The 24261-nt window shown below is 72.0% G+C and carries 31 protein-coding genes; 17 read left to right on the forward strand and 14 right to left on the reverse strand.

Going from position 1 to position 24261, the window contains the following annotated elements; all coding sequences use genetic code 11:
- The first annotated feature begins 513 nt into the window (after positions 1-513).
- The gene (locus tag MODMU_RS29360; RefSeq protein WP_269454071.1) at positions 514-1263 is read left to right on the forward strand and encodes a prolipoprotein diacylglyceryl transferase; all 750 of its coding nucleotides are present in this window, start codon (positions 514-516) and stop codon (positions 1261-1263) included.
- A gap of 13 nt (positions 1264-1276) precedes the next feature.
- Here the strand turns inward: MODMU_RS29360 and MODMU_RS07675 are convergent, their stop codons facing one another.
- Entirely contained in the window at positions 1277-1732 is a 456-nt protein-coding gene (locus tag MODMU_RS07675; RefSeq protein WP_166503425.1) for a rhodanese-like domain-containing protein, read from the reverse strand.
- Between the two features lie 112 nt (positions 1733-1844).
- On the opposite strand from MODMU_RS07675, the gene MODMU_RS07680 reads away from it, so the two are divergent.
- The 7 genes from MODMU_RS07680 to MODMU_RS07710 all read left to right on the forward strand — a co-directional run bounded on the left by MODMU_RS07680 (position 1845) and on the right by MODMU_RS07710 (position 7645).
- A complete protein-coding gene (locus MODMU_RS07680; RefSeq protein WP_014739639.1) occupies positions 1845-2165 on the forward strand; it encodes a hypothetical protein in 321 nt (106 codons plus the stop codon).
- Positions 2166-2350: 185 nt separating this feature from the next.
- A complete protein-coding gene (locus MODMU_RS07685; RefSeq protein ID WP_014739640.1) occupies positions 2351-2641 on the forward strand; it encodes a hypothetical protein in 291 nt (96 codons plus the stop codon).
- Positions 2642-2697: 56 nt separating this feature from the next.
- Entirely contained in the window at positions 2698-3390 is a 693-nt protein-coding gene (locus MODMU_RS07690) for a response regulator transcription factor (protein ID WP_014739641.1), read from the forward strand.
- 4 nt (positions 3391-3394) lie between these two features.
- Complete coding sequence (locus MODMU_RS07695; protein WP_231851790.1) at positions 3395-4801, forward strand: ATP-binding protein; 1407 nt, start codon at positions 3395-3397, stop codon at positions 4799-4801.
- A 26-nt stretch (positions 4802-4827) separates the two neighbouring features.
- On the forward strand, positions 4828-5442 hold the full coding sequence (locus MODMU_RS07700; protein WP_014739643.1) for a class I SAM-dependent methyltransferase: 615 nt from the start codon (positions 4828-4830) through the stop codon (positions 5440-5442).
- Between the two features lie 74 nt (positions 5443-5516).
- On the forward strand, positions 5517-6479 hold the full coding sequence (locus tag MODMU_RS07705) for a WD40/YVTN/BNR-like repeat-containing protein (RefSeq protein WP_014739644.1): 963 nt from the start codon (positions 5517-5519) through the stop codon (positions 6477-6479).
- Positions 6480-6568: 89 nt separating this feature from the next.
- Complete coding sequence (locus tag MODMU_RS07710; RefSeq protein ID WP_014739645.1) at positions 6569-7645, forward strand: copper resistance D family protein; 1077 nt, start codon at positions 6569-6571, stop codon at positions 7643-7645.
- A 7-nt stretch (positions 7646-7652) separates the two neighbouring features.
- Here the strand turns inward: MODMU_RS07710 and MODMU_RS07715 are convergent, their stop codons facing one another.
- From MODMU_RS07715 to MODMU_RS07750, 9 genes are read right to left on the reverse strand one after another with little or no spacing between them, the layout of a single operon-like run.
- Entirely contained in the window at positions 7653-8243 is a 591-nt protein-coding gene (locus tag MODMU_RS07715) for a TlpA family protein disulfide reductase (protein ID WP_014739646.1), read from the reverse strand.
- Positions 8244-8284: 41 nt separating this feature from the next.
- On the reverse strand, positions 8285-9103 hold the full coding sequence (locus tag MODMU_RS07720) for a tetratricopeptide repeat protein (protein ID WP_041795068.1): 819 nt from the start codon (positions 9101-9103) through the stop codon (positions 8285-8287).
- Complete coding sequence (locus MODMU_RS07725) at positions 9100-9579, reverse strand: cytochrome c-type biogenesis protein (protein WP_166503426.1); 480 nt, start codon at positions 9577-9579, stop codon at positions 9100-9102. Before MODMU_RS07725 ends, MODMU_RS07720 begins: the two co-directional genes overlap by 4 nt.
- Complete coding sequence (locus MODMU_RS07730; protein ID WP_041795070.1) at positions 9572-11557, reverse strand: heme lyase CcmF/NrfE family subunit; 1986 nt, start codon at positions 11555-11557, stop codon at positions 9572-9574. The genes MODMU_RS07725 and MODMU_RS07730 overlap by 8 nt, the downstream gene beginning before the upstream one ends.
- Complete coding sequence (locus MODMU_RS07735; protein WP_014739650.1) at positions 11554-11985, reverse strand: cytochrome c maturation protein CcmE; 432 nt, start codon at positions 11983-11985, stop codon at positions 11554-11556. Before MODMU_RS07735 ends, MODMU_RS07730 begins: the two co-directional genes overlap by 4 nt.
- Entirely contained in the window at positions 11982-12104 is a 123-nt protein-coding gene (locus tag MODMU_RS29980) for a hypothetical protein (RefSeq protein ID WP_269454062.1), read from the reverse strand. Before MODMU_RS29980 ends, MODMU_RS07735 begins: the two co-directional genes overlap by 4 nt.
- A complete protein-coding gene (gene ccsA / locus MODMU_RS07740; RefSeq protein ID WP_014739651.1) occupies positions 12097-12831 on the reverse strand; it encodes a cytochrome c biogenesis protein CcsA in 735 nt (244 codons plus the stop codon). Before ccsA ends, MODMU_RS29980 begins: the two co-directional genes overlap by 8 nt.
- Positions 12828-13517, reverse strand: coding sequence for a heme exporter protein CcmB (locus MODMU_RS07745; RefSeq protein WP_014739652.1), 690 nt, complete (start codon positions 13515-13517; stop codon positions 12828-12830). Before MODMU_RS07745 ends, ccsA begins: the two co-directional genes overlap by 4 nt.
- The gene (locus tag MODMU_RS07750; RefSeq protein WP_231851791.1) at positions 13514-14137 is read right to left on the reverse strand and encodes an ABC transporter ATP-binding protein; all 624 of its coding nucleotides are present in this window, start codon (positions 14135-14137) and stop codon (positions 13514-13516) included. The genes MODMU_RS07745 and MODMU_RS07750 overlap by 4 nt, the downstream gene beginning before the upstream one ends.
- 243 nt (positions 14138-14380) lie before the next feature.
- On the opposite strand from MODMU_RS07750, the gene MODMU_RS07755 reads away from it, so the two are divergent.
- On the forward strand, positions 14381-15133 hold the full coding sequence (locus MODMU_RS07755) for a cytochrome c biogenesis CcdA family protein (protein WP_014739654.1): 753 nt from the start codon (positions 14381-14383) through the stop codon (positions 15131-15133).
- Between the two features lie 13 nt (positions 15134-15146).
- Here MODMU_RS07755 and MODMU_RS07760 read toward each other — a convergent pair whose 3' ends face one another.
- The 3 genes from MODMU_RS07760 to MODMU_RS07770 all read right to left on the reverse strand — a co-directional run bounded on the left by MODMU_RS07760 (position 15147) and on the right by MODMU_RS07770 (position 17255).
- Positions 15147-15686: a hypothetical protein gene (locus MODMU_RS07760; RefSeq protein WP_193375763.1), complete on the reverse strand. Its 540-nt coding sequence runs from the start codon at positions 15684-15686 to the stop codon at positions 15147-15149.
- 223 nt (positions 15687-15909) lie between these two features.
- The gene (locus MODMU_RS07765; protein ID WP_041795072.1) at positions 15910-16848 is read right to left on the reverse strand and encodes a M56 family metallopeptidase; all 939 of its coding nucleotides are present in this window, start codon (positions 16846-16848) and stop codon (positions 15910-15912) included.
- Positions 16845-17255: a BlaI/MecI/CopY family transcriptional regulator gene (locus MODMU_RS07770; RefSeq protein WP_430699191.1), complete on the reverse strand. Its 411-nt coding sequence runs from the start codon at positions 17253-17255 to the stop codon at positions 16845-16847. Before MODMU_RS07770 ends, MODMU_RS07765 begins: the two co-directional genes overlap by 4 nt.
- A gap of 192 nt (positions 17256-17447) precedes the next feature.
- Here MODMU_RS07770 and MODMU_RS07775 point away from each other — a divergent pair, with 192 nt between their 5' ends.
- The 3 genes from MODMU_RS07775 to MODMU_RS07785 all read left to right on the forward strand — a co-directional run bounded on the left by MODMU_RS07775 (position 17448) and on the right by MODMU_RS07785 (position 19687).
- Complete coding sequence (locus MODMU_RS07775; RefSeq protein ID WP_166503427.1) at positions 17448-17915, forward strand: DUF6153 family protein; 468 nt, start codon at positions 17448-17450, stop codon at positions 17913-17915.
- A gap of 86 nt (positions 17916-18001) precedes the next feature.
- Positions 18002-18625, forward strand: coding sequence for a DUF305 domain-containing protein (locus MODMU_RS07780; protein WP_014739659.1), 624 nt, complete (start codon positions 18002-18004; stop codon positions 18623-18625).
- A 180-nt stretch (positions 18626-18805) separates the two neighbouring features.
- Positions 18806-19687 (forward strand): F510_1955 family glycosylhydrolase, encoded by an 882-nt coding sequence (locus MODMU_RS07785; RefSeq protein WP_231851792.1) that lies wholly within the window; start codon positions 18806-18808, stop codon positions 19685-19687.
- A gap of 71 nt (positions 19688-19758) precedes the next feature.
- Here the strand turns inward: MODMU_RS07785 and MODMU_RS07790 are convergent, their stop codons facing one another.
- Complete coding sequence (locus tag MODMU_RS07790; RefSeq protein WP_014739661.1) at positions 19759-20166, reverse strand: four-helix bundle copper-binding protein; 408 nt, start codon at positions 20164-20166, stop codon at positions 19759-19761.
- A 260-nt stretch (positions 20167-20426) separates the two neighbouring features.
- Here MODMU_RS07790 and MODMU_RS07795 point away from each other — a divergent pair, with 260 nt between their 5' ends.
- The 5 genes from MODMU_RS07795 to MODMU_RS07815 all read left to right on the forward strand — a co-directional run bounded on the left by MODMU_RS07795 (position 20427) and on the right by MODMU_RS07815 (position 24224).
- Positions 20427-20732 (forward strand): metal-sensitive transcriptional regulator, encoded by a 306-nt coding sequence (locus MODMU_RS07795; RefSeq protein ID WP_014739662.1) that lies wholly within the window; start codon positions 20427-20429, stop codon positions 20730-20732.
- Between the two features lie 89 nt (positions 20733-20821).
- Complete coding sequence (locus MODMU_RS07800; protein WP_014739663.1) at positions 20822-21082, forward strand: heavy-metal-associated domain-containing protein; 261 nt, start codon at positions 20822-20824, stop codon at positions 21080-21082.
- Between the two features lie 62 nt (positions 21083-21144).
- Positions 21145-21330: a hypothetical protein gene (locus MODMU_RS07805; RefSeq protein WP_014739664.1), complete on the forward strand. Its 186-nt coding sequence runs from the start codon at positions 21145-21147 to the stop codon at positions 21328-21330.
- 49 nt (positions 21331-21379) lie between these two features.
- Complete coding sequence (locus MODMU_RS07810; protein ID WP_014739665.1) at positions 21380-23749, forward strand: heavy metal translocating P-type ATPase; 2370 nt, start codon at positions 21380-21382, stop codon at positions 23747-23749.
- A 133-nt stretch (positions 23750-23882) separates the two neighbouring features.
- Positions 23883-24224, forward strand: coding sequence for an NADH-quinone oxidoreductase subunit A (locus tag MODMU_RS07815; protein WP_014739666.1), 342 nt, complete (start codon positions 23883-23885; stop codon positions 24222-24224).
- Positions 24225-24261: the final 37 nt, after the last annotated feature.

A 24261-nucleotide genomic window follows, 5' to 3' on the forward strand; every position in this document is an offset into this window, starting at 1 on the left:
GCCCCCCGGTCCGCTGCCGCACCGGTCGCCAAGGCGCCCGCTGCGCCGGCCCCAGACGTGCCGCCGGTCATCGCTCCCGCCGGAGAGCCGGCATCGGGCGGTGGGACGGCCGTCGCGACGGCGCCGTCCCTCGCTCCGGCGCGTGCGCCGTTCCTGGCCGGGGACATGCCCGACCGTCCCACGCAGGTGATGTCCTGGAACTGCTCCCAGCTCGAGGGCATGGAGCCCCAGGGGCTGGGGCTGACGTACTGGTTCGACGCCGCACCCACCGGGGACCCGTATCCGGTCAGCATCCGGTTCACGGGCCGCCGCGTCACGGGGGACGAGCCGGCGGGTCCGCGCGACACGTTCGAGACCGTTCGCACCCTCGAACGGGTCCTACCCAGGAGCGGCCGGATCGCGCTCACCACCCGGGTTCGCGGTGTTCCGCCGGGGACGTGGGAGGTCACGGCCACCCCCGTCCTACCCATGGCCCCTGACGGCTCACCGAGGCAGCAGCGGCCCCCGATCCCGATGCCGCGCGGGTCGGCGACCGGGACGAGCGCATTCCTGCCGGTGGTGAACGTCCGCGCTCCCGGTGTCCGGATCGGAGCCTGGCCCGCTCTCGTGGGCCTCGGCTTCCTGGCCGCCTTGTTCCTGCAGTGGGTCCTGGGCGTGCAGCGGGACCTCCCCGTCGGCCGGATCCTGCTCGTGTCCCTGCTGGCGGGTCTCGTCGGGCTGGTGGGGGCGAAGGTGTACTACCTGCTGACCCACCGTGGCGAGAAGACCAGCGCCTTGACCGCCGGGATGTCGGTGCAGGGATTCGTCATCGCCGCCATCTCCGTCCTCGTGCTGGCCGGATGGGTGGCGGGCATCCCGGTGCGTGCCATGCTCGACGTCGCCGCACCGGGTCTCCTGCTCGGGATGACCATCGGCCGGCTGGGCTGCTTCTTCGGCGGCTGCTGCGTCGGACTGCCGACCGTGTCGCGGTGGGGAATCTGGTCCTCCGACCGGGGGGTCGGCGTACGCCGGATCCCGGTGCAGCTGTTCGAGTCGGCCATGGCGGGCACCGTCGCCACCCTGACCCTGCTCGCCGTGCTCCTGCTGACCCCGGCCGTCGACGGCCTGCTCTTCCTCGCCGGGCTCTCGGCCTACACACTCGGCCGCCAGGTGCTGTTCCCGCTCCGCGGTATCCCGCGGAAGACGGCGAACGGCCGGGTCATCACCATGGTGGTCAGCGGGCTGGTGCTGGTGGCGTCGGTCGTCGCCCCGCTGATCGGTTGACGCGAGCATGGGCTCAGCCGGCGGCCAGGAGCAGCTCCCGGCCGTCGGCCGCCCGGGCGTCCATCCCACCGCGCAGCTCGACGACGTCGGTGTAGCCGAGGTCCCGCAGGGCGTCGACCGCCTGCGCGCTCATGCGACCGCTCTTGCAGTACACCGCCACGGGGGTGCCCAGGTCCTGCGGCAGATCCGTGGATCGGCCACGGACCTCGTCGAAGGGGATGGCGGCGTCCGTGCCCGGGATCGAGCCCTCGTCCGGCACGTGCACGTTGATGACCAGCACGTCGTCATCGGCGAGAATGGTGGCGAACGCCGCCGGCGGCAGAGATGTGACCGTCGCGGCGTCCGCCGCTGCAGCAGTGTCGGATCGGGCGGTCGAGGTGCCCGGCTCGGCCCCGGCACAGGCCGCGGTCGCCGGGCCGATTGCCACGACCGTCACGGAGAACGGGCGGCGGCTGGTCCTGCGGGACACGCCCCGAAGGTCCGTCGTGGAAGGTGGGGCAGCCGCCTTCACACGTTCTTCACCGCTGGCATGCAGAGTGGACGTCGACGGACCCCTAGGAAATCCTCGTACGGGAGGCGTGATGCTCCGGTCGTTGCGGTGCTGTCTGAACGGCAAGGTCGTCGGCGCGCTGATCGCCGTGGGCCTGCTCCTGTGGCTGCTTGCACCGGTGTCTGGCACCGCGGCCCTGCCGCTGCTCCTCACGCTGATCTGCCCGCTGTCCATGGGCCTCATGATGTGGCAGATGCGCAGGCCGGGCGCCGGCGCCGTTCCGGAGGCAGGCAGCTCGGCAGTGACGACCTCCGGCGACGAGGGCGCGGAGGTGGCGGCGTTGCGCGAGGAGCTGGCCATGGAACGCGCGCGCCGGCAGCTGGCCGAGCGGAACGACCAACCGCGGGACTGAACGCGCGCGAGCTGTCCGGCCGGAAGGACCTGGCCGGCTCGCCTCGGCACTGAGCCGCGACCGGCCGGCCCCCGCGGATCGCACCGGTTCTGCGTCGGCATCGCACAGGAACTTCATCCGGTGCGGGCACCGTCGGTTCGACACCCGGAGAGTCCTCCGAGGGGCTGAGACGAAGGAGAACGACTGTGCGCAAGCGAACGATCATGGCCGTCGCCGCCGGAGTGGTGGCCGGCGCGACCGTCGTGGGCGTCCCGACACTCGCCTACGCCGGCGACGACTCCGGCGGTGGCATGAGCGGGTCGGACATGGGGTCGATGATGGAGGACCCCGCATTCCTCGAGCAGGCGAAGACCTTCATGTCCGAGATGATGTCCGACCCGACTCTCCGGGAGCAGATGCGGTCGATGATGGACGGCATGGGAGACATGTCCGGCATGGGGGGCATGGCCGGGGAGGACGACCCTGGGAACCCCTGAGCAGGGCAGCGCTGTCGCCCCGCCGTCCGCGAGGCGACCGAGATGAGCACGGACGCATGGTGACGGTTCTGGTGGTGGACGACGAGGCCAAGATCCGTGAGCTCGTGGGTGCGTATCTGAAGCGTGATGGGCACAGCGTCCTCCTCGCGCAGACCGGGCTGGAGGCCCTGGACATGGCGGAACGCTTGGCCCCGGATCTGCTCGTGCTGGACCTCGGTCTGCCCGACATCCCCGGTGAGGACCTGCTCCGCCTGCTCCGCCGGTCCAGCGACGTCCCCGTGATCATGCTGACCGCCCGGGCCGGCGAGGGGGACCGCGTGGCGGGCCTGCGGCTGGGGGCCGACGACTACGTGACCAAGCCGTTCAGCCCGCGCGAGCTGATGGCGCGGGTCGAGGCGGTGCTGCGCCGTGCCGGCGGAAGCACCGCAGGCCGGAATCCCACCTACGGCAACGGCCGACTGGCCGTGGACGGCGAGCGCCGCGAGGTGTCGCTGGACGGCGTGCCGGTGGCCCTCACCCGCACCGAGTTCGACCTGCTGGCGACGCTGGTGTCCCGTCCCGGCCGGGCGTGGAGCCGCTACGAGCTGGTCAGCCGGGTGCAGGGCCACGGCTACGAGGGGTACGAGCGAACGGTCGACGCGCACGTGAAGAACCTGCGGCGCAAGCTGCGGGACGACCCGCGCACGCCGGTCTTCGTCCTCACCGTGCCGGGCATCGGCTACAAGTTCGGTCCGTCCGCCGATGACTAGGTCGTTGGGGCGTCGCCTCGGGTTCGGGTTCGCCGTCATCGGCGTGGGTACCGCGCTGCTCTCGGCGCTCTTCGTCAACGTCGCCTTCAGCAACCGGTTCGACAGCTACCTGGAGCAGCAGCGCTCCGCGCGCGTGCAGCAGATCGCCGGTGCCGTGACCGGTGTCTACGAGAGCGCCCGGCGCTGGGACGGCGCGCGTATGGACGAGCTCGCGCCGGCCCTCGCGATGGCCGGCGCCGACGTCGTGCTCACCGACGTCGGTGGCCGGACGATCTGGTCCACGGACCGGAGCGGATCCGAGATGGCCGAGATGCACCGCGCCATGACGGAGTCGGGACCACTGACCGAACCGGTCTCCGTGCCGGTCACGGTGGACGGCCGGCAGCGCGCCACCCTGGAGGTGAGCCTGCCCGAGGGCAGCGTCCCGGTGGCCGACCAGCAGTTCCGCGCCGGCGTCAACCGGCTGCTGCTGGCCGGGGGCCTGGTGGTCGCCGTGGTGGCCTCCGCGCTCGGGCTGGTGTTCGCCCGCCGGGTCACCCGGCCGGTGGCGGAGCTGACCGCCGCCGCCCGAGATCTGCACGCCGGCAACCGCGACCGCCGCGCCGCCGTTACCGGGCGGGACGAGGTGGCCCAACTAGGCCAGGCCTTCAACGAGCTCGCCGAGTCCGCCCAACGGCAGGAGGTGCTCCGGCAGTCCTTCGCCGCGGACGTCGCCCACGAGCTGCGGACGCCGCTGGCGATCCTGCGCAGCCAGCTGGAAGCCGTCCAGGACGGCGTCCTGAACCTGACCCCCGCGCTCGTCACCTCCCTGCACGAGGAGACGCTGCGCCTGGGCCGCCTCGTCGCGGATCTCGAGACGCTGACCACCGCGGAGGCGGTGTCGTTCTCCCTGGAGCGGGTGCCCGTGGACGTCGCCGACGTCGTCCGGTCGGTCGTGACCGGCCTCGGGCCGCGCCTCACCGACGCGGGACTGACCCTCGATCCGCGGCTGGTCCCCGCCCCGGTGTGCGGCGACCCGACCAGGTTGGCGCAGGTGGTCACCAACCTGCTGACGAACGCGATGAAGTTCGTCCCGGCGGGTGGTCGCGTGACGGTCACCACCGACGTCGTCGCCGACCGGGTGCGACTGACCGTCCGGGACGACGGCCCCGGGATCCCGGACGGCGAGCTGTCCCGGGTCTTCGACCGGTACTTCCGCGGCAGCGGTGCGGGGGCCAACGGCTCGGGTGTTGGGCTGGCGGTCGTGGCGGCGCTCGTCCAGGCGCACGGTGGTGCCGTCGAGGCCGCCAACGCCTGTGGGGGCGGGGCCGTCCTCGGGGTCACGCTGCCGCTGGCCGGCCAGGACCCCGGCGTGACCGCCTCCGGGAGGTCGGCCGGCTCGCCCCAGCTGACCGCAGTCACGGAGCCATGATGCCGTCGCCGGGGGGAGCAGGGTCCATGGACGAGACCGCGCGGGTGCGTGACCTCTATGAGGAGCAGGCGCCGTACTACGACCGCGTCATCGCCGTCGCCGAACGGCTGCTCTTCGCCGGAGGGCGGGAGTGGGCCTGCCGGCACGCGCACGGCGACGTCCTCGAGGTCGGGGTCGGCACCGGCCGCAACCTGCGCTGCTTGCCCGAGGGGATCGCGCTCAGCGGGATCGAGCTCAGCCCGGCCATGCTGGCGCGGGCCGAGGAACGCGCCCGGCGCCTCGGCCGGACAGCCGACCTGCGGGTCGGGGATGCGCAGCGCTTGCCGTTCGCCGACGCCACGTTCGACACCGTGCTGGCGACCCTGACCCTGTGCAGCATCCCGGACGACGTGACCGCGGTGGCCGAGATGGCGCGCGTGCTGCGCCCGGGCGGCCGACTGGTGCTGCTCGATCACGTGGCCAGTCCGTCGCCGGTGGTGCGTGGGGTGCAGCGGCTGCTCGAACCCCTCTTCCTGCGCCTGGCCGCCGATCATCTCCTGCGCGAGCCCGAGGACGCCGTGCGGCGGGCCGGCCTGGTGATCGAGGAGCTGAGCCGCTCCCGGGCGGGCCTGGTGCTGCGTCTGACGGCCCGCAGACCCTGATCCGTCCCGAGCAGTCGATCGTGACACCCCACCCGATTCGAGGAACACCCCACCCGATTCGAGAGGAACACCCCATGCCCACGACCGCTCGCCCTTCCCGGACGACAGGCGGGCGCCCATCCCGCGTCGAGCGCCAGCGGGCGGCCGCCGAGGAGCGGGCCGCCGCGGCCCGGCGCGCCGCGCGGCGTCGCGCGCAGCTTCGCTGGGCGGTGGCCGCGGCCGCCGCCCTGGCGGTCGCGGCAGCCGTCACCTTCTTCGCCGTCCGCGGGGACGACGCCCCGGGTCAGGCGGCGGCCGCGCCTGTCGTGGGCGGCGACCTGCACACCCTGACCGCGGTCGGCGACGCCCTCTACGTCGGCGGTCACGCCGCCGTGGCCGTGTCCCGCGACGGCGGCCGGCGGTGGCAGCAGATCTCCTCACTCGACAACGCCGACGCCATGGGCTGGGCCCAGACCACCGACGCACTGCTGGCCGGCGGCCATCCCGGACTGTTCCGGTCCACCGACGGCGGCACGTCGTTCACCCAGCTCACAGGAGCCAGCGCCGTTCCGGACGCGCACGCCCTCGGATCCGTCGGCGACACGGTCTACCTCGGCTCCCCGCAGGCCGGCTTCCGGGTCAGCGAGGACGGCGGCGCCACCTGGGAGACCCGCGACGCCGAGGCGGGCCGCAGCTTCATGGGCACGATCCTCGTCGACCCGGCCGATCCGCAGCGCCTGCTGGCCCCCGACATGTCCAGCGGGCTGCTCGCCAGCTCCGACGGCGGTCGGAGCTGGTCACCGCTGGGTGGGCCGGAGGGCGCGATGGCCGCCGCCTGGGACCCCACGGACATCGACCGGCTCGTCGTCGTCGGGATGTCCGACAGTGCGCTCAGCACCGACGGCGGGCAGTCGTGGGAACCGCTGTCCGTGCCGACGGGCACCACGGCGGTGACCTTCTCCGGGGACGGGACGACGATGTACACCGCTGCTCTGGACGGCGACGTCGCCGTGACGTCGGCCAGCACGGACGGCGGCCGGACCTGGACCCGCCTGTGAGCGAACCGGCGGGCGCGCGGCCTGCCGATGCGGCCCGGGGGGCCACCCCGGTCGGGTCGTCCGGACGCGCCGTCGAGGACGATGCCGGCATGGTGCCGAGCGGAACGAGGGAAGCGGCCACGAAGGCGCAGCGGCACGGACCGCTCTCCTGGGTCGTGGTCCTGCTCGCCGGCTCGGTGTGCGTCGCCGTGGTGGTCGCCGTCGGGTCGATTGCGCGGGTTCCCGGCAGCGGACTCGCGGCCCTCGACGAGTGGGTGCCGTGGCTGCTGCCGGCCGCTCGGTTGGCAGGGGACCTGGCCGCCGCGGCGACGGTGGGTTGCCTGGTGGCCGCGGCCGTCCTGCTGACCGAGCGAGGGGTCCTCGCCCCGGCGGGCTACCGCTGGCTGCTCCGGGCGACCTGGCCGGCGGTGGCGTGGGGCGCGTCCGCGGTTCTCCTGCTGCCGGGCCTCCTGGTGGAGTTCCTCAACACCGACCTCTCGCAGGTCTCGTTCCTCGCGCTGGTGGCCTTCGTCCGGGACACTCCGTTCGGTGCGGCCCAGGCCGCCACCGCCGCCCTGGCAGCGGTCGTGGCCGTCGGCAGCCGCGTGGTGCTGACCACCGCCGGAGCGCGCGTGCTCCTCGTTCTCGCCCTGCTGGCCGTCGTGCCGCCCGCGGTCGCGGAGTACGCGGAAGCCGACGGCACGGGCGTGCCGGTCGCCATCGCGGCCACCGGCATGGTGCTCCACGTCCTCGCCGCACTGGTGTGGTCCGGAACGTTGGCGGCCCTGCTGCTTACCCGGCTGTCCTCTCGGGACCTCGTCACCGCGGTGCGCCGCTACAGCCGCGCAGCGCCGCTCCTGGTCCTGGTCGTCGGCGGCAGCGGGCTCCTGACGGCCGCGGCGGACCTGGAGGATCCCGGTCAGTGGCTGCAGACGGCATACGGCAGGGTCGTCCTGCTCAAGATCGCCGGCTTCGCGGCCCTCGTCGGCGTGGGGTGGTGGCACCGCCGCCGGACCCTTCCGGCGCTCGCGTCCGGGCAGGCCGGCGCCTTCCGGCGCATCGCGGCGGTCGAGCTCCTCGTGTTCGCGATCACCTTCGGGCTGGCCGTGGGGTTGTCCCGGACGCCTGCGCCCGTCCACGCGCCGGCCGAGAGCGAGATGAGCCAACCCGCACTGCTCGCCCGCTGACCGGCGCTCACCCGATCGGGTCCTGCCCGGGGCCCGGTTGGACCGTGCCCCCTGTCCGCGAGCGGGGCTCGCGGCCGGCGAGAATCGCATCCAGCACCTCGGCCAGCAGCCCGCTGTCCGACTCGCCGGTGATCTTGGCGACGATCGTTCCGGTGCGGTCGATGAAGAACGTCTCCGGCACCCCGTAGACGCCGAACTCGAGGGCCGCCCGAGAGCCGGGGTCCGTGACGTACCGATATCCCTCACCGCGGCCCAGCTCGTCGAGGAACGCCACGGCGGATTCCTGCCGGTCCTGGAAGTCGACTCCGACGAAGGTGACCCCGGCGTCCTTGTAGGCGTCGTTGGCGGCGACGAGGACCGGGTGCTCGTTGCGGCAGGGCACGCACCAGGAGGCCCAGAAGTTGACGACGACGACCTGACCGCGCAGGTCGGACAGGGACACGGCACCCGACCCCTCGAGGTCGGGCAGGGTGAGATCCGGGGCGGCCCGGCCGATCAGCGGGCTGTCCACCAGGGTCGGGTCCTGCTGGATGCGGCTGCCCAGTACGGCCGCCACACCGATCACCAGAGCGACGACGGCCAGGGCCACGAGCCGCACCGTCCGCCAGGAACCTCGGCGGTGGAGGAGCGGGGGCGGGGTCATCCGTTGCCGCCCTGGGCGCGGGCCTCGGCGATCAGGGTCTCCACCTGACTCCGGGTCCCCGGCTCGATGTCGGTCCGCTGCTGGAGCTGCTCGAGCACGGTGAGCGCGCCGGCGGGATCGGACAGGCCGTAGAGCGCGATGTTGGCCTTGAACCAGAGCGCCTCCACCGCCCGCGGGTCCTGCGCGAGTGCCCGGTCGACGTACTCGATGGCCTGATCCGGCTCCCCGGCCTGCATCAGCAGCCATCCGTAGTGTGACTGCGCCTCGACGTTGCGGGGCTCGCGATCCAACGCGACCAGGTAATGGCGGGCGGCGGCGAGGTAGTCGCCGTCGTCGAGGTAGCGATGAGCCAGCGCCAGGCGCATGTCGAGCACGTCGGGATTCTGCGCGACGACGTCCTCCATCTCCTCGTTGGTGACGGTGGACAGGTCCCGCGGGGCGGCGTCCTGACCCGTGCCGGGCGCGACCGAGCCCAGGGCCTCGTTACCGGTCACAGTCCCGCCGGTCGGCCGCTCGCCGAGATAGACCGGGAGCAGCACGACCGCGGCGAACAGCGCGACGGCGACGGCGAGGCCGTACGCCGCCCACCGCCCCCGCCCGGACGACCGGTCGGTCACCGAGGTGGCGCCCTCCCCGTCGGGCGTCGGTGCGGCCAGCACGGCGAGTGCCGTGGCCGCCGTCCGCTCGTACGTCTGCCGCAAGCCGTCGGCGACGTCGGCGGGAAGCTCACCGTCGCCGACCTGCCGCTCCAGGTCGAGGAGATCGCGCAACGCCTGGTCCCGCTCCTGTTCCAGGCGCAACCGGTCGACCGTCACAGCCGGTCCTCCTCGTCGGCGGTGGCGCGCATGCCGGCAACTGCCTCGGCGACCCGCTCCCGGTCGGCGTCGCTCAGCTGCCCCTGCTCGTCGGCGGGTCGTCGGCGGGTGAGGACCAGCACGACCGCGACCGCCGCGACCCCCAGCGGGATCAACCACAGCGGCAGCGTGTCACCGCCCGCCGGCGGGTCGAGGAGGATCCAGTCGCCGTAGCGCTCGGTGAAATACGCGACGATCTCCTGGTCGGAGCGCCCGGCCTCGATCTGCTCGCTGACGGTGGCGCGCATGGCCACGGCCGTGTCCGACATGGACTCGGCGATGGACACCGACTTGCAGACCGGGCAGCGCAGTCGCTGCTCGAGCTCGTACGCCCGGTCGGTGGGCCGGCCGGTCCCGAACACCAGGCCGGCCACGGCCACGCCGAGGAGCACGATGATCGCGCCCAGCACGCCCACCCGCCGGACCCGGTCAGGCACGTCCGACCCCCTCCACCGGGTCGCTCACCGGGGGCGGCGTCGTCGCTGCGGGACGGCGACGACGTCCCCCCAGCGCCCACACCCCACCGGCGGCCATGAGCACGCCACCGGCCCACAACCAGGACATGAGCGGGTACTCGTACAGGTTGACCGCCACCGACTGCGATTCCAGGTTCGACAGCGCCACGTAGATGTCGCCGCCGGGCCGGGTCCACACCGACGGTGCGCCGATCGCCTGCGGCTGGTTGTCGAACGCGGTCAGCCGTGGGGTGGCGACGAAGTCGACCCGGTCACCGGTGCGGAAGACCAGGTGCGCGTCGGTGATCAGCCGATCGGCCTCGCGGTGCTCCTCCGTCTTCTCGAAGGTGACCGAGTAGCCACCGAATTCGAGTGGCTTCCCCTGCTCGAGGTTCGCCGAGGCCCGGGTCGCCAGGCCACCGGAGACGGCGATGGCCACGGCGACCACTGACACGCCGAGGTGGGCCAGCTGGCCGCCCCAGTAGGCGCGCTGACCGCGGAGCAGGTTGAGCGCCGCTCGCGGCGTGGCGCTGGGCACGGTGACGACGAACTGCCGGACGGTGGCCGCGGCGATGGTGACCGCGAGGAGCACCACGGCGACCACGCCGGCGGAACGGACGCCGGCCACCACCACGGCCGCGCCCGCGGCGCTGCCGGCGAGCAACGGGATCCGCAGCCGGTTCCACAGGAGCGCCCCGGTGGCCCTGCGATAGGGCATGAACGGGCCCGCCCCCATGGCCAGCAGGAGGGCAAAGGACAGCGGCACGGCCATCCGGTCGAAGAAGGGCCGGCCGACCGAGACCTGGCTGCCGGTGATCGCCTCGACCAGGATCGGGTACACCGTGCCCAGCAGCACCACGAAGGCGAACAGGCTCAGGAGGAGGTTGTTCACCAGGAACGCACCCTCGCGGCTGAGCAGGGACTCCGGGCGGGACATCGAGGCGATCCGCTCGCCGCGCAGGGCGAACAGCGTGAATCCCACGACCAGCACCAGCACGAAGAAGCCCAGCAGTGCCGGGCCGATCGGCGACTGCGAGAAGCTGTGCACGGAGACGACCACCGAGGAGCGGGTGAGGAAGGTGCCCAGGATGGTCAAGGAGAAGGTGGCCAGCACCAAGACGAAGTTCCAGGCCTGCAGCATGCCGCGCTTGACCTGGACGACCGCGGAGTGGATGAAGGCCGTCGCGACGAGCCAGGGGATGAGTGCCGCGTTCTCCACCGGGTCCCAGGCCCAGTAGCCGCCCCAGCCCAACACCTCGTAGGACCACCACGCGCCGAGGACCAGCCCCGCCGTGAGCGAGGTCCAGGCGACGAGGTTGGCCCGCCGGGTGCGGCGCAGCCAGTCGACGCCTCCCTGCTTGAGCAGCAGCGCCGACATCGCGAACGCGAAGGGCACCGTGAAGCCCACGTAGCCGAGGTAGAGCATCGGCGGGTGGAAGGCCACCATCACGTGGTCCTGCAGCAGCGGGTTGCCGCCGGCGCCGTCGACCGGGGGGACGGTCTCCTGGCGGAAGGGGTTGGCGACGGTCGCCACGAGGCCGAAGAAGAAGACCCCGACCAGGCCCATGACGGCCAGCGCACCCGTTCCGAGCCGGTCGTCGGTGCTGCGGACCTGCCGGAGTACGACGGCGGTGTAGCCCGCCAGGATCAGGGCCCAGAGGACGATGCTGCCCTCCAGCGCCGACCAGGCCCCGGTGATGCTGTACAGCACGTTCGTGGCGCGGGAGTGGTTCTCGGCGACGTAGGTGATGCCGAAGTCGTCGGTCAGCAGCGCGACCTCCAGCGCCGCCATGGCCAGCACGGCGCCACCCACCAGGCACTGCACGGCCGCCTTCAGATGACCGCGGTCGACGGACTCCGGACGTCGCTGGGCGCGCAGCCCGAGAACGGCCAGCACCAGCGACGACGCTGCACCGAGAGCCGCCCCGGTCCAGCCGGCGGCCGCGAGGATCGGGGTCATGGGGCGTTCTCGGCGGCAGGTGCCGGGTCGGCGTCCGGTGCCCGGTAGTTCTCGTCGTGCTTGACGATCATGGTGTCGGCATCGAAGGTGCCGCCGTTCCACGATCCTTCCAGGACGACCCCGATCCCCGGCCGGAAGAGCTGGGCGGGGGAACCCTCGTACGCCACCGGCACCGCCGCGGCTCCGGGTTCGGTGCCCGAGACCACGACGAAGCGAAGACCGTCGGGGGCCGACTCGACGCTGTCCTCCTGGACCAGGCCACCGATCTGAAGGCGGCGGTCGTCGGCGAAGTCCGCCTTCTGCGCCAGCGCCTCATCTGGCGTCAGGAAGTACACGAGGTTGCCGTTGATGTTGCCGACGAACAGGACGCCGAGGAGGACGACGGCCACGCCGAGCACGGCCAGCGCGGCGAGCCGGTAGCGCCTCACTGCAGCTTCCCGAGGCTGCGGCGGACGGCTGCGGCGCGGTGGCGCAACGTCAGCAGATACCCGCCCATGGCTCCGTAGGTGATGCTGAAGCCGAGAGCCACCCACGCCCACTCAGACACCAGGCCCAGCCTTCCTTCCGTAGTCGGGAGCCATCACGGCGGCCCCGGCCAGGTCGGCCGTGGCGGCATCCTGGGCGGCCGCGAGACCCTCCTCGTCGGCTGCCAGCCGGATGCGGGACCGGAGCAGGACGGCGTAGACCGCCGTGAACGCGAGGACGTTGAGCATCAGGACGGCGAGCATCCAGTGGTCGATGCTCGGGTCACCGGGCTTGAGCACCGTGGGCGGCTGGTGCAGCGCGCGCCACCAGATCACCGACATGTGGACGACGGGTACCTGCGCGAAGGCCAGGACGCCGAAGACGGCGGCGCGTCGGGCTCGCACGGTGGGGTCGAGCGTGGCCCGGCGCAGCGCCAGGTAACCCAGGTAGACGAAGAACATCAGCGCCGTCGTCACCAGGCGGGGGTCCCAGGTCCACCACACGCCCCACACCGGCTTCCCCCACACCGATCCCAGCACGATGGTGAGGCCGGTGAAGAAGACGCCGACCTCCGCGCTGGCCGCCGCCAACCGGTCCAGCCGAGCCGTCCGCTTCCACAGCCAGCCGACGCTCGCGCCGAAGGTGATCGCGAAGCTGAGGTAGGCCAGCCATGCGGCGGGGACGTGCACGTACATCAGCCGCTGCAGGTCGCCCTGCAACTGGTCCGGTGGCGCGGTGAGCGCCGCGGCCAGACCGGCGGCCATGGCCAGGACGGCCACCGGGGTCAGGTGTCGCGAGAGCGATCTCACGAGCCCTCCTCGAGGGATCGGGCGGACAGGACGACGGCAAGGGCGGCGACGAGGTCGACCAGTGTCAGCAGCGCGAGCCAGTTCCAGGGGGGCCTGCCGTAACGCGTGGCCTCGGCGGTCTGGGTGGCCGCGAGCAGGAGCGGAAGAGCGAGCGGGACGACGAGGAGCGGGCCCAGCGTCGTGCGGCCGGCCAGGCCCTGGGTCAGGGCGCCGGCCAGGGTGCCGAGGACCGCGAGGCCGATGGCGACCAGCGGCAGGACCGGCACCAGCCACGGCCAGTTGTCCAGCGGCGGGTCGTAGACGATGACCGCCACCGGCAACACGGCCAGCTCGAAGGCGAGCAGGAGGACGGCGTTGGCCCCCGCACGCCCGAGCAGTTGGACGGCCGGATGGATGCCGGTGAGCCGGAGCAGCTCGACCTGCGGCGGCGCATCCACGGCGCTCTGCCGGAGCGTGATCAGCACGCCGAAGAGCAGGACGACGACCCAGTACATGCCGGACCCGACCGAACGCAGCATCGGCACATCGGTGCCGACGGCCAGGGGAACCAGCAGCAGCGCGACCGCCCCGAAGGGGGCAGTCACCAGCAGCGCCTCGCCGGCACGCGCCTCCAGCCGCAGGTCCTTCCGGGCCAGCTCGAGGGCCTGCTGGAGGGGATGCGGCGCCTCGGTTCGTGGAGAGATCACCGGCGCACCTCGTTCACGGCGGCTGCGGACCGATCGGTGGCACGCAGCGTCCCGTTCTCGATCTCGACGATCCGGTCCACGGTCCCGGCAAGCCGGTCCCGTTCGTGCGATACGACGACCGCGCCACCGCCACGGGCCCGTACCGCGTCGACGACGACCTCCACGAGCCCGGCGGACGCGCGGTCCAGGCCGGCATGGGCCTCGTCGAGGAGGAGCAGGTGGGGGGAGGTGATCAGGACCCTCGCCAGCTCTGCCCGGCGGAGCATCCCGTGCGAGCAGCGGTCCGCGGTGCGGTCGGCCGCGCGGCCCAGTCCCACAATTGCCAGCGCTGCCTCGGCGGCATCGACGTCGCGGCCGGTGAGCCGGCAGTAGAAGGCCAGGTTCTCGCCAAGGGTGAGGCGGGGGTAGAGCGCCGGGGTGTGGCCGACCAGCGCGATGCCGGGGCGGATTCCCTCGACGTCGCGGGTACCGAGCCGGGCGCCGAGGACCCAGCCCGCACCCCCGAGCGGGGGAAGCAGCGTGGCCAGGATCCGCAGGAGGGTGCTCTTGCCCGAGCCGTTGGCCCCGACCAGACCCACGGCTTCGCCGGGCGTCACGGTCATCGTCAGGTCGCGGAGCACCGGTGTCCGCTGCACCGTGACCGACAGCCCGGCCAGATGCGCGACGGCGGACGGCGACCCGCCGGACGACGGATCGCCACTTCGCAAGATGAGGGGCGCTCGGGGCTCAGGCACGATCCAGCTCTCTGACGGCCGAGGCAGGGGACGGGGGACGGGCCGCATCCCCTACCGTACTTAGTAGGTGAGCCGGAGCGGGATCCGGCTGCCGGCGTCACGGCACACGCCGGATGTGGGGGAGGTGGGATGGAGCTCTTCGCCCTGATGTCGCTGGCGCTGGTCGCCGGCGTCGTGTCGTTCACCTCCCCGTGCACGCTTCCCCTCCTCCCCGGCTTCATCTCCTACGTCTCCGGGCTGTCCGGGAATCCGGGTCCGGCGACGGTGGGCGGCGGGCCGCTGGCCGCCCCCGCGCGGCGGCGGGTGCTCGTGGGATCGCTGCTGTTCCTGATCGGCTTCGCGGCGGTGTTCACCACCCTGGGCGCCACGTCCTCGGCGCTGGGCTTCCTGCTGGTGCGGAACCTGCAGGCGATCAACCTCGTCGGTGGCGCCTTCGTCGTGCTGATGGGCTTGGCGACGGCTGGCCCGCTACGGCTGCCGTTCCTGCACCGAGAGTTCCGCACCGACCTTCGCCGGTGGCAGCCCGGACCCGGGGGTGCCCTGCCGCTGGGGGCTGCCTTCGCCTTCGGCTGGACGCCCTGCGTCGGCCCGGTTCTGGCCTCCATCCTGACGACGGCCGCCGGTACGGCCACCGTCGGGCGCGGGGCCTTGCTGCTCCTCGCCTACTCGCTCGGGCTCGGACTGCCGTTCCTGCTGCTGGCCAGGGGAATGGCCCGCGGCGGCGGCCGGCTCGGCTGGCTGCGGCGCCACTCCCGGCGGATCGAGGTCGCCGGGGGGATCCTGCTGGTCGGGATGGGCGTCGCCATGATGACCGGCGGCTGGACCGTGCTGATGAGCCGGATGCTCGCCTTCTACGCCCGACTCGGATGGCCCCCGATCTGAGCAGCGAGTGGGGTCAGCACCGAGTCGAGGATGGCGGCGTCTCTGTCGGGCGGGGCGGAGCAGGGGTGGCCACGAGCGTCCACCTCGTCGGGACCTCGGAGGATCCATCGGCCGGAACGGGGTGGGTCGCCGAGCCGTCGGGCGTCGGCTCGCGCTTCCACCCGTCGGCGCTCGCCGAACAGGCGTACTCGTTCCGCAGTCGTCGTCGAAGTGCCCATCCCAGTGTGATGATCGACAGGACGGCGAGGACCGGCTGCAGCGGGGCCCAAAGGGTCATCGCGCCGGACACCCCCAACGTCGCGACCACCAACTTGTTGCAGACCGGGCAGCCGACGGCGAAGGCGGTGAGCAGCCCGCCGCCCGAGGCTGCCGCTGCACCATTGCGGGGCGCCCGGTCGTGCGGCCGACGGACGTAGGTGGCGACGACCAGTCCGCCGAGCGCGGCGGTCACGCCCCACACCACGTAGTTCCACCAGAGAACGGCTGTCATCCGGGTGTAGAGCGGTGTGGGAACGAGCCCGGTCGGCACGCCGACGGCCAGCGCGAAGACCATGGCCGCGAGCGCAGCGGCAGCGATGCGTCTGGGGGGCCACTGAGCCGGGAGGCCGCTCCGGGGACGTGCGGACACTGTCACGGCGCGGACCCTGAGGTGCTCGTCATGGATGTCCTCCGCTTGGCCCTGGCGGTGCATGTTCATCGGGATGAGTTGAGGGCGATCGCTGCGGCGCCGCACCGGTCCCGCGGGCCTACTACGCATCATAGGAGAAGCGCACTGGTCAGGCGACCACGCAGCCGACCACATTGAGCGCCAGCCAACCTGCGGCGGCGGGGAGCGACAGCGCGGCGACCCCGACCGCTGTGCACCCGGCAACACGCATCGCGCGCGTCGCGCCGACGCTCCCGGTCGACAGCCGCCTCAGCCTGGCCTGGGTGAGACGGCTGGCCATGGCCAGCCCGACCGCAGGCGTGGGTTGTCCGGTGAGACGAGACAGTGCCTCCTGAACCGCGGCCGGCCCGCAGCGGCGCGCGGCCTGAGCGTCGGCGGCGAGTTCGATGAGGTCTTCCAGGGCGGCTGGTGCGGCGCGCAGCAACGGGCTCAACGGAAGCGCGGCAGCGAGGGTCTCCACGATCGCGACGAGCAGGTGGTGTCGTCCGCGCAGATGTGCCCGCTCGTGTTCCAGCGTGGCTGCCAGCGCCCCGGGCGTCAGGTGGTGGCGAAGGGAGTCGCTCATGACGATGACGCCGGGACGCCCGCCGATAGACATGGCAAGTGGCCGGTCGTCGCGCACCCACAGTGGGTCGCCCGACGGCGCGCCGGCAGCCAGCAGGCGGAGCTGTTCCACGTGTGGAGCCGTCTTCCGGCTACGCCGACGACGGGCGGTGACCGCCCAGCCGATCCGCAGGAGGATCGTCGCCGCGCCGATGACGCCGAGGGAGGCGAGGCCTTCCCGCCACCCCGGGAGAGAACCTGAGGAGAGGGCCGTCCAGCATCCGCCCGCCAGACGGAAGATCCCTGATGCCGGGTGTTCGTCGGCGGGCAGGGCGAACAGGCTGATGGTGGCGACCGTCGACACGATCAGCCCCACCGTGGAGAGAAGCCATCCGGTCAGCAGGATCGTGGGGTCGAGCCGCCGGTCAGCGAGCCACAGCAGGGGACGGTGCCCGAACAGCCCCACGACCGCGATGCCGAGGAGAAGGGCCATGGCTCCGGTCATGGCTTCGGGGGGCGCCGGGCGAGGGCATCACGCAGGACCGTGGACTCCTCTTCAGTGGCGGTCTCGGCGAAGTGCAGCAGCACCGACCGAGGGTCGCCCGACGCGTCGAGGACCTCGCGAAGTGCCGCGGCCGCCGCTCCCTGGCGAGTCAGCGCCGGGCGGTAGCTGTAGGCCTTGCCGGCGGGCTCTCGATCGACCATCGCCTTGCGGTGGAGGTTGCTGAGCACCGTCATGACGGTCGTGTACGCCAGGTTGCGCTGCGCAGGCATCCGTTCGAGCACGTCACGCACGGTCAGCGAGCTGGCGGAGGACCACAGGACGTCCATCACGGCGGACTCGAGCTTGCCGAGATGTGGCACCACCCCTCCTCTCGTCTTCCGGACCCCGACCTGTTCTTCGTGCTCCACATGGGGCGGCGTCGCCTGCCCAGGTTGCTCTCGCCGCTGGCTGCGGGAGCCTACGGCAGCGACGGTCGCTCCCACGTCGAGTCACTCCCTGGGAGTGAGCCAGCGACCACTCGAGTCGGGGGCCTGCCGTCGGGATGTGCTCCCGCCGATGCTCCCACTGCTCGGGGGACTCGTACTACCTGGCGTAGTACGGTGAAGTCTCGAGAGGGGGTGGTGGCCATGCCGATACGACGACTGTGGGTCCTGGTGCTGTTGGCGGCCATCTTCTCCATGCACGGAGCCCAGTACATCGCTGCGGATGCGGGCCTCCGGCACGCCGAGGTGGCGGTCGCTCAGCACGGCACCGAGGATCCCCTCGACGCCGGGTCGCTCTCCGGATCGATGGCCGCGGACGTTCGGCTCCAGCAGGCCGACTCCCAGCTCGGGACGACGGTCATGGCCGGCCAGCCGGGCCCGAGCCACGGCGTGGCAGCACACCTCGGGTCGCTGTGTCTGGCGATCATGTACAGCGGGCTGGTCCTGCTCGCCGCCGCGAGCCTCATCGGGATCGTGGCGGCTCCGGTTCTTCGGGGCATCGCCTCCCTTCGCAGCCTGTTCAGCGGGTGGTCCAGGCTCCCTCGACCACCTGACCTGTCCGCTCTTTGTCTCCTGCGGATCTAGGCCGACCGCTCCGGACCCCATCAGCTCCTGCGCTGGATGGGGTCAGACGGCACGCCCAAGAACCCTTTCCTGACAGGAGACATGCAGTGACCAGCACCAACGCTCGACTCGTCCGCCTCGCTGGCGGACTCATCGCCGGCGCCGTCGTCCTGACCGGCTGCTCCGGCGGTTCGGACACGAGTGACACGAACGCCGCAAGCTCGGCCAGTCAGAGCGCCGCAAGCTCGGCCAGCCAGTCGGCGGAGTTCAACGACGCCGACGTGACCTTCGCCCAGGGAATGATCGTCCACCACGAAGGGGCGCTCGAGATGGCCCAGATGGCCGATGGTCGCGCCCAGGACCCGCGCGTGCTGGACCTGGCCGACCGGATCGAGGCCGCCCAGGATCCCGAGATCCAGACGATGACCGGCTGGCTCGAGGACTGGGGTCAGCCGACCTCCGCCGATGAGTCCGGGGGCATGGACATGGACGGCGGCATGGGCGGCATGAACATGGACATGTCGGGCCTCGAGGCGGCCACCGGCGCGGAGTTCGACCGCATGTGGCTGGAGATGATGACCGAGCACCACCGTGGCGCGGTCGACATGGCGAAGACCGAGATCGCTGATGGTCAGAACGCCGACGCCATCGCGCTCGCCGAGCAGATCGTCGAGTCGCAGAGCGCCGAGATCGACGAGATGCAGACGATGCTGACCGAACTCGGCGGCTGAGAACTGGGCTGGGTGGCGTTGTAGGCGCAGTCTGCAGCGCCACCCAGCCGCCCTGCTCGGCATCGACCCTCGGGGGTCGATGCCACGGGCACGCATCGCTGTTCGCCATGTCCGCCGTGCGACGAATTGATGATTTGGCGTCGGTCGCGGCGGCCTGCCACTGACTGGGAGTTCACACCTGTGCCTGACAGCCGCTCACCGATGCGCCACCGCTCGCGGGTGCTCGCCTGCCTGGCCGCTGCCGGAGTGCTCGCCGGATGTAGTTCCGCGGACCCCGGTACCCCTGCAGGGGCGGCGAGCGGGGCGCCGGCCGGAGCGCTGCCGTCCGCGCACATCCACGGCGTCGGGATCGACCCCGGTGACGGGACGCTTCTCCTGGCGACGCATGACGGCCTCTTCCAAGTGGAGGAGGACGGGAAGTCGACCCGGGTGGGCCCGGTCATCGACCTCATGGGCTTCGCCGTCGCCGGCCCTGGCAAGTACCTCGCGTCCGGACATCCTGGCTCCGGCGTGGACCTCCCCGAGCCGGCTGGGCTGATCGAGACGACCGACGGTGGCAGGACCTGGCGGCCGGTCTCCCGTCAGGGGGAGTCCGACTTCCACGCACTCACCGTGAGCCAGGCAGGTGTCCTCGCCTACGACGGTGCACTCTGGCGGAGCACGAGCGGCGAGGAATGGGCGGAGGTGGCGATCCCGTTCGAGCCCGCCGCGCTGGCCGCGTCCCCAGACGGTCAGCAAGCTCTGGCTACCACGCAGCAGGGACTGCTGCGGTCCTCCGACGCCGGCAGTTCGTGGTCCGAAGTCGACGGCGCACCGCTCCTTCAAGTGGTGGACTGGGCCCCGGACGGGGCGACTGTCGCGGGCGTCGACCCGGCCGGTCAGGTCTGGATGAGCGCGGACAGCGGCATGAACTGGCAGGAGGGGCCACAGCTGGACTCGGCGCCGCAGGCGGTCGACGTCAGTGTCACGGATGCCGGAACCCGAGTCGTCGTCGTCACGACAGATGCCCTTCTCGAGTCCATGGACAGTGGCGGCAGCTTCGACGTCCTGCTCGAGAACTGAGCACGCGGTGACCGGCAGACGGGTACCGCGTGACGCGCCGAGCGGCATGCAGGGCGAGTCACGCGGCCTCCTCAGCCGAGGGAGCTGAGCAGCTCCCGGCAGGCCGCTTCGCAGCGCCGGCACGACTCGGCGCACACCCGGCAGTGTTCGTGCATCTCCGCATGCTGAGTGCATTCGTCGCCGCAGGTCTTGCAGGCGGCGGCGCATGCCTCCAACACCGCGCGTGTGAGGTTGGCGTCGTAACCGGTGTGCCGGGACAACACCCGGGCCGTCGCGTCGCAGACATCGGCGCAGTCGAGGTTGGTACGGATGCATGTCGCCAGCTCGGCCACCATCTCCTCACTGAGACAGGCGTCGGCGCAGGCCGTGCAGGCCTGGGCGCACTCGACGCACGCTTCGATGCATTCCTGCAGCTTCTGGCGGTCGACCCCGCCGAGATCCTTCGGGTAGGCCTCCAGCATCCGGCCGGCAACGCTCATGACGGTCGCTCCTCTCCACGCCGACGCGGGCGGCAGACACCACCGGAAGGCGCCGGCATCGGTCGCCTACCCGCACACCCGCACGGATAACGGTCCCTCCGTGTTGACGGGACAACCGTCAGCACGGCCGTCGGCCCCGCCAGCTACCACCAAGCCGGCGAGCGCGGGGGAGTTGCAACCGCCGATGAGCTGTCGTAACGTGGCGGCATCCGATACCCCTACCCGGTATTGGTCCATGGTCGGGGATGTGAGGGGGTGACATGAGCACCACAGAGGCAGCAAGTCCGCACGGCTACATCCATCGCAAGGACGACTACCTCAAGCGGCTTCGTCGCATCGAGGGCCAGGCCCGCGGTCTGCAGCGGATGGTGGAGGACGAGAAGTACTGCATCGACATCCTCACCCAGGTCTCGGCCATGACGAAGGCGCTGCAGTCCGTCGCTCTGGGTCTGCTCGACGAGCACATGAGCCACTGTGTGGTCGAGGCGGCCGCAGCGGGTGGGTCGGAGGCTGAGCAGAAGCTGCGCGAGGCCTCCGAGGCCATCGCCCGTCTCGTCCGCTCTTGAGCCACTGCGTCGTCGAGGACCAGCGGGACCCAACCGGTCCGGACTACGAGACAAGCGCAAGAACGACAAGATCTGAGAGGAACACCGTGATGAGCACCACCACCTACACCGTCGTCGGCATGACCTGCGGGCACTGCGTCAACTCCGTGACCGAGGAGGTGACCTCGGTGCCCGGCGTCACGGGCGTCGACGTCGACCTGGCCAGCGGCGGCCTCACCGTCACCGGCGATGCCGACATCGACGACGCCGCCGTGCGGGCCGCTGTCGAGGAGGCCGGCTACGAGGTCGCGGCGCCGGTCGAGCAACCCGCGTCGGCGACTTCGTCTGGCTGCGGGTGCGGCTGCAAGTGACGGACCGGCGGTCCGGGACACCCGGACCGCCGTCCTGGCACCGCGAGCCCAGAGGAGCAGACGTGAACAGCACTGCTGCCAAGGTCGGGGCCTATGTGGTCGGCCTCGCTGTCGCCTTCGCCGCGGCGTTCGGTATCGGCAGCGCCGTGGGCCCCGTCGGGCCGACGGCAGGCCAGACCGAGTCGCCGGCACCGGCGTCGGACGCCGGCCACGACGGCATGGACATGAACGGCGGCACCGGCAGCTGACCGGGTGTCCCCGCCGACGCACCACAGCAATTTCTGACAGGGAGAACCAGTGAGCTCCGCGACGAACAGCACGACATCGCCGGCCCCGGCCGGCGGGGACCAGGTCGAGCTCGCGATCGGCGGCATGACCTGCGCCTCGTGCGCCATGCGGATCGAGAAGCGGCTCAACAAGCTCGACGGCGTCACCGCCACGGTCAACTACGCCACCGAGAAGGCCAGGGTGACCTTCGCCGACGGCGTCACGCCCGATGACCTGGTGGCGGCTGTGGAGAAGGCCGGTTACACCGCCCGGCTGCCCGAGCCGCCGCGCCCGGAGACGACCGGTGCGGAAGGCGAGGAGCCCGACGGACGGGATCCCGTCGCCCTGCTGCGCCAGCGCCTCCTGGTCTCCACCGCGCTGACGGTGCCGGTCATCGCGATGGCGATGATCCCGGCGCTGCAGTTCACCTACTGGCAGTGGCTGTCACTGACGCTTGCGGCCCCCGTGGTGGTCTGGGGGGCCTTTCCCTTCCACCGGGCCGCGTGGACGAACCTGCGTCACGGCGCCTCCACCATGGACACGCTCATCTCGATGGGCACCCTGGCCGCCTTCGGGTGGTCGCTGTATGCCCTCTTCTTCGGCACGGCCGGCCTGCCGGGCATGACGCACCCGTTCGAGCTGACGATCAGCGCGACCGACGGCGCGGCGAACATCTATCTCGAGGTCGCCGCCGGGGTCACCACGGCGATCCTCGCCGGCCGGTACTTCGAGGCACGCTCCAAGCGGCGCGCCGGGGCGGCGCTGCGGGCGCTGCTGGAACTGGGTGCCAAGGAGGTCTCCGTCCTGCGCGGCGGGCGCGAGGAGCGGATCGGCGTCGACCGGCTGGCCGTCGGTGACCTGTTCGTCGCCCGCCCGGGGGAGAAGATCGCCACCGACGGCGTGATCACCGAGGGCTCCTCGGCCGTCGACGCCTCGATGCTCACCGGCGAGTCGGTCCCGGTGGAGGTCGGGCCCGGGGACAGCGTGGTCGGCGCCACCGTGAACGCCGGCGGCCGCATCGTGGTGCGGGCGACCCGCATCGGCTCCGACACCCAGCTGGCGCAGATGGCGCGGCTGGTGGAGGAGGCCCAGAACGGCAAGGCCGAGGTCCAGCGGCTCGCCGACAGGGTGTCGGGCATCTTCGTGCCCGTCGTCATCGCCCTGGCCGTCGCCACCCTCGGCTTCTGGCTCGGCACCGGCGCGGGAATCACGGCCGCGTTCACCGCCACGGTCGCCGTCCTGATCATCGCCTGCCCGTGCGCCCTGGGGTTGGCCACCCCGACCGCGCTGATGGTCGGCACCGGCCGCGGCGCGCAGCTCGGCATCATCATCAAGGGCCCGGAGGTCCTGGAGTCCACCCGCAAGGTCGACACCGTCGTCCTGGACAAGACCGGCACCGTGACCACCGGCCGGATGACCCTGCTCGACGTCGTCCCAGCGTCCGGTGAGGACGCCGACCGGATGCTGCGGCTGGCCGGTGCGCTCGAGGACGCCTCGGAGCACCCCATCGCGCAGGCGATCGCCAAGGGGGCCACCGAGCGCACCGGCGCCCTCCCCGCGGTGGAGGGCTTCACGAACGTCGAAGGCCTCGGCGTCCAGGGGATCGTCGACGGTCACGCCGTGATCGTCGGCCGGTCCCGGCTGTTCGCCGAGTGGTCGCAGCAGTTGCCCGCCGACATCGAGCGAGCCAAGGCCGCCGCAGAGGCGGAGGGCAGGACGGCCGTCGTGGCCGGCTGGGACGGCGCGGCGCGCGGCGTCCTCGTCGTGGCCGACGTGATCAAGGAGACGTCGGCCGAGGCCATCCGCCAGCTGCGCGACCTCGGTCTCACGCCGGTGCTGCTGACCGGCGACAACGAGACCGTGGCCCGGTCGGTGGCCGCTCAGGTGGGCATCACCGAGGTCATCGCCGAGGTGCTGCCGCAGGACAAGGTCGACGTGGTCAAGCGGCTCCAGGGTGAGGGCAAGGTCGTCGCGATGGTTGGTGACGGCGTGAACGACGCCGCCGCGCTCGCCCAGGCCGACCTCGGTCTCGCCATGGGCACCGGAACCGACGCGGCGATCGAAGCGAGTGACCTGACGCTGGTCCGTGGCGACCTGCGGGCCGCGGCCGACGCCATCCGGCTGTCCCGGAAGACCCTGAGCACGATCAAGGGCAACCTCTTCTGGGCCTTCGCCTACAACGTCGCGGCGCTGCCGCTCGCCGCAGCCGGGCTGCTCAACCCCTTGCTGGCCGGAGCTGCGATGGCGTTCTCGTCGGTGTTCGTCGTCTCCAACAGCCTGCGGCTGCGCCGGTTCAAGGCCCTCGCCTCGAACCGGACCGACGGAGGAGCGGGTGCCGGTCACCGTCCGGACGGCACCCGCGTCCCCGGTGCGCTGGTAGGCACGAGCGCCGAGGGCTGACGGCTTCCGTCCCGGCCTCGGGGCGGTGAGTGGCGGCCTCAGGTCCTAGCGTGAGGCACGTCCGTGCGGGTGTGCGGACAAGACATGCTGTTCAGCCGGGAGTAGACCGGTCGTCACGAGAAGAGGAGTGGCCGTGCTCGCCGTCCTGTCCCTGTTCGGTCTGGTCGGCGCCCTCGTGGCCACTCTCTACGGTGCGTCGTCCTTGATGTCCGTCGCCCGCCTCGCGACCGACGTCATGCCCTTCGAGTCGGGCATGCTGCCGCAGCAGCATGCGGCCTCCCGCTACCACGCGCGCTGGTACGCGATCACCATTCTCTTCCTGGCCTTCGACATGGAGATGATCTTCATGTACCCGTGGGCCGTGGTGCTCGCCGACATGGGTGTCGGGGCCGTCGTCGAGATGTTCGGCTTCCTGGCCGTCCTGCTCGTCGGCGTGGTCTACGTCTGGCGGGAAGGCGCCCTGCGATGGACCTGAGTCGCCGACTCCAGGCGTGGGCCCTGGCCCGACCCCG

The sequence above is a fragment of the Modestobacter italicus genome (assembly GCF_000306785.1).
Taxonomy (GTDB): domain Bacteria; phylum Actinomycetota; class Actinomycetes; order Mycobacteriales; family Geodermatophilaceae; genus Modestobacter; species Modestobacter italicus.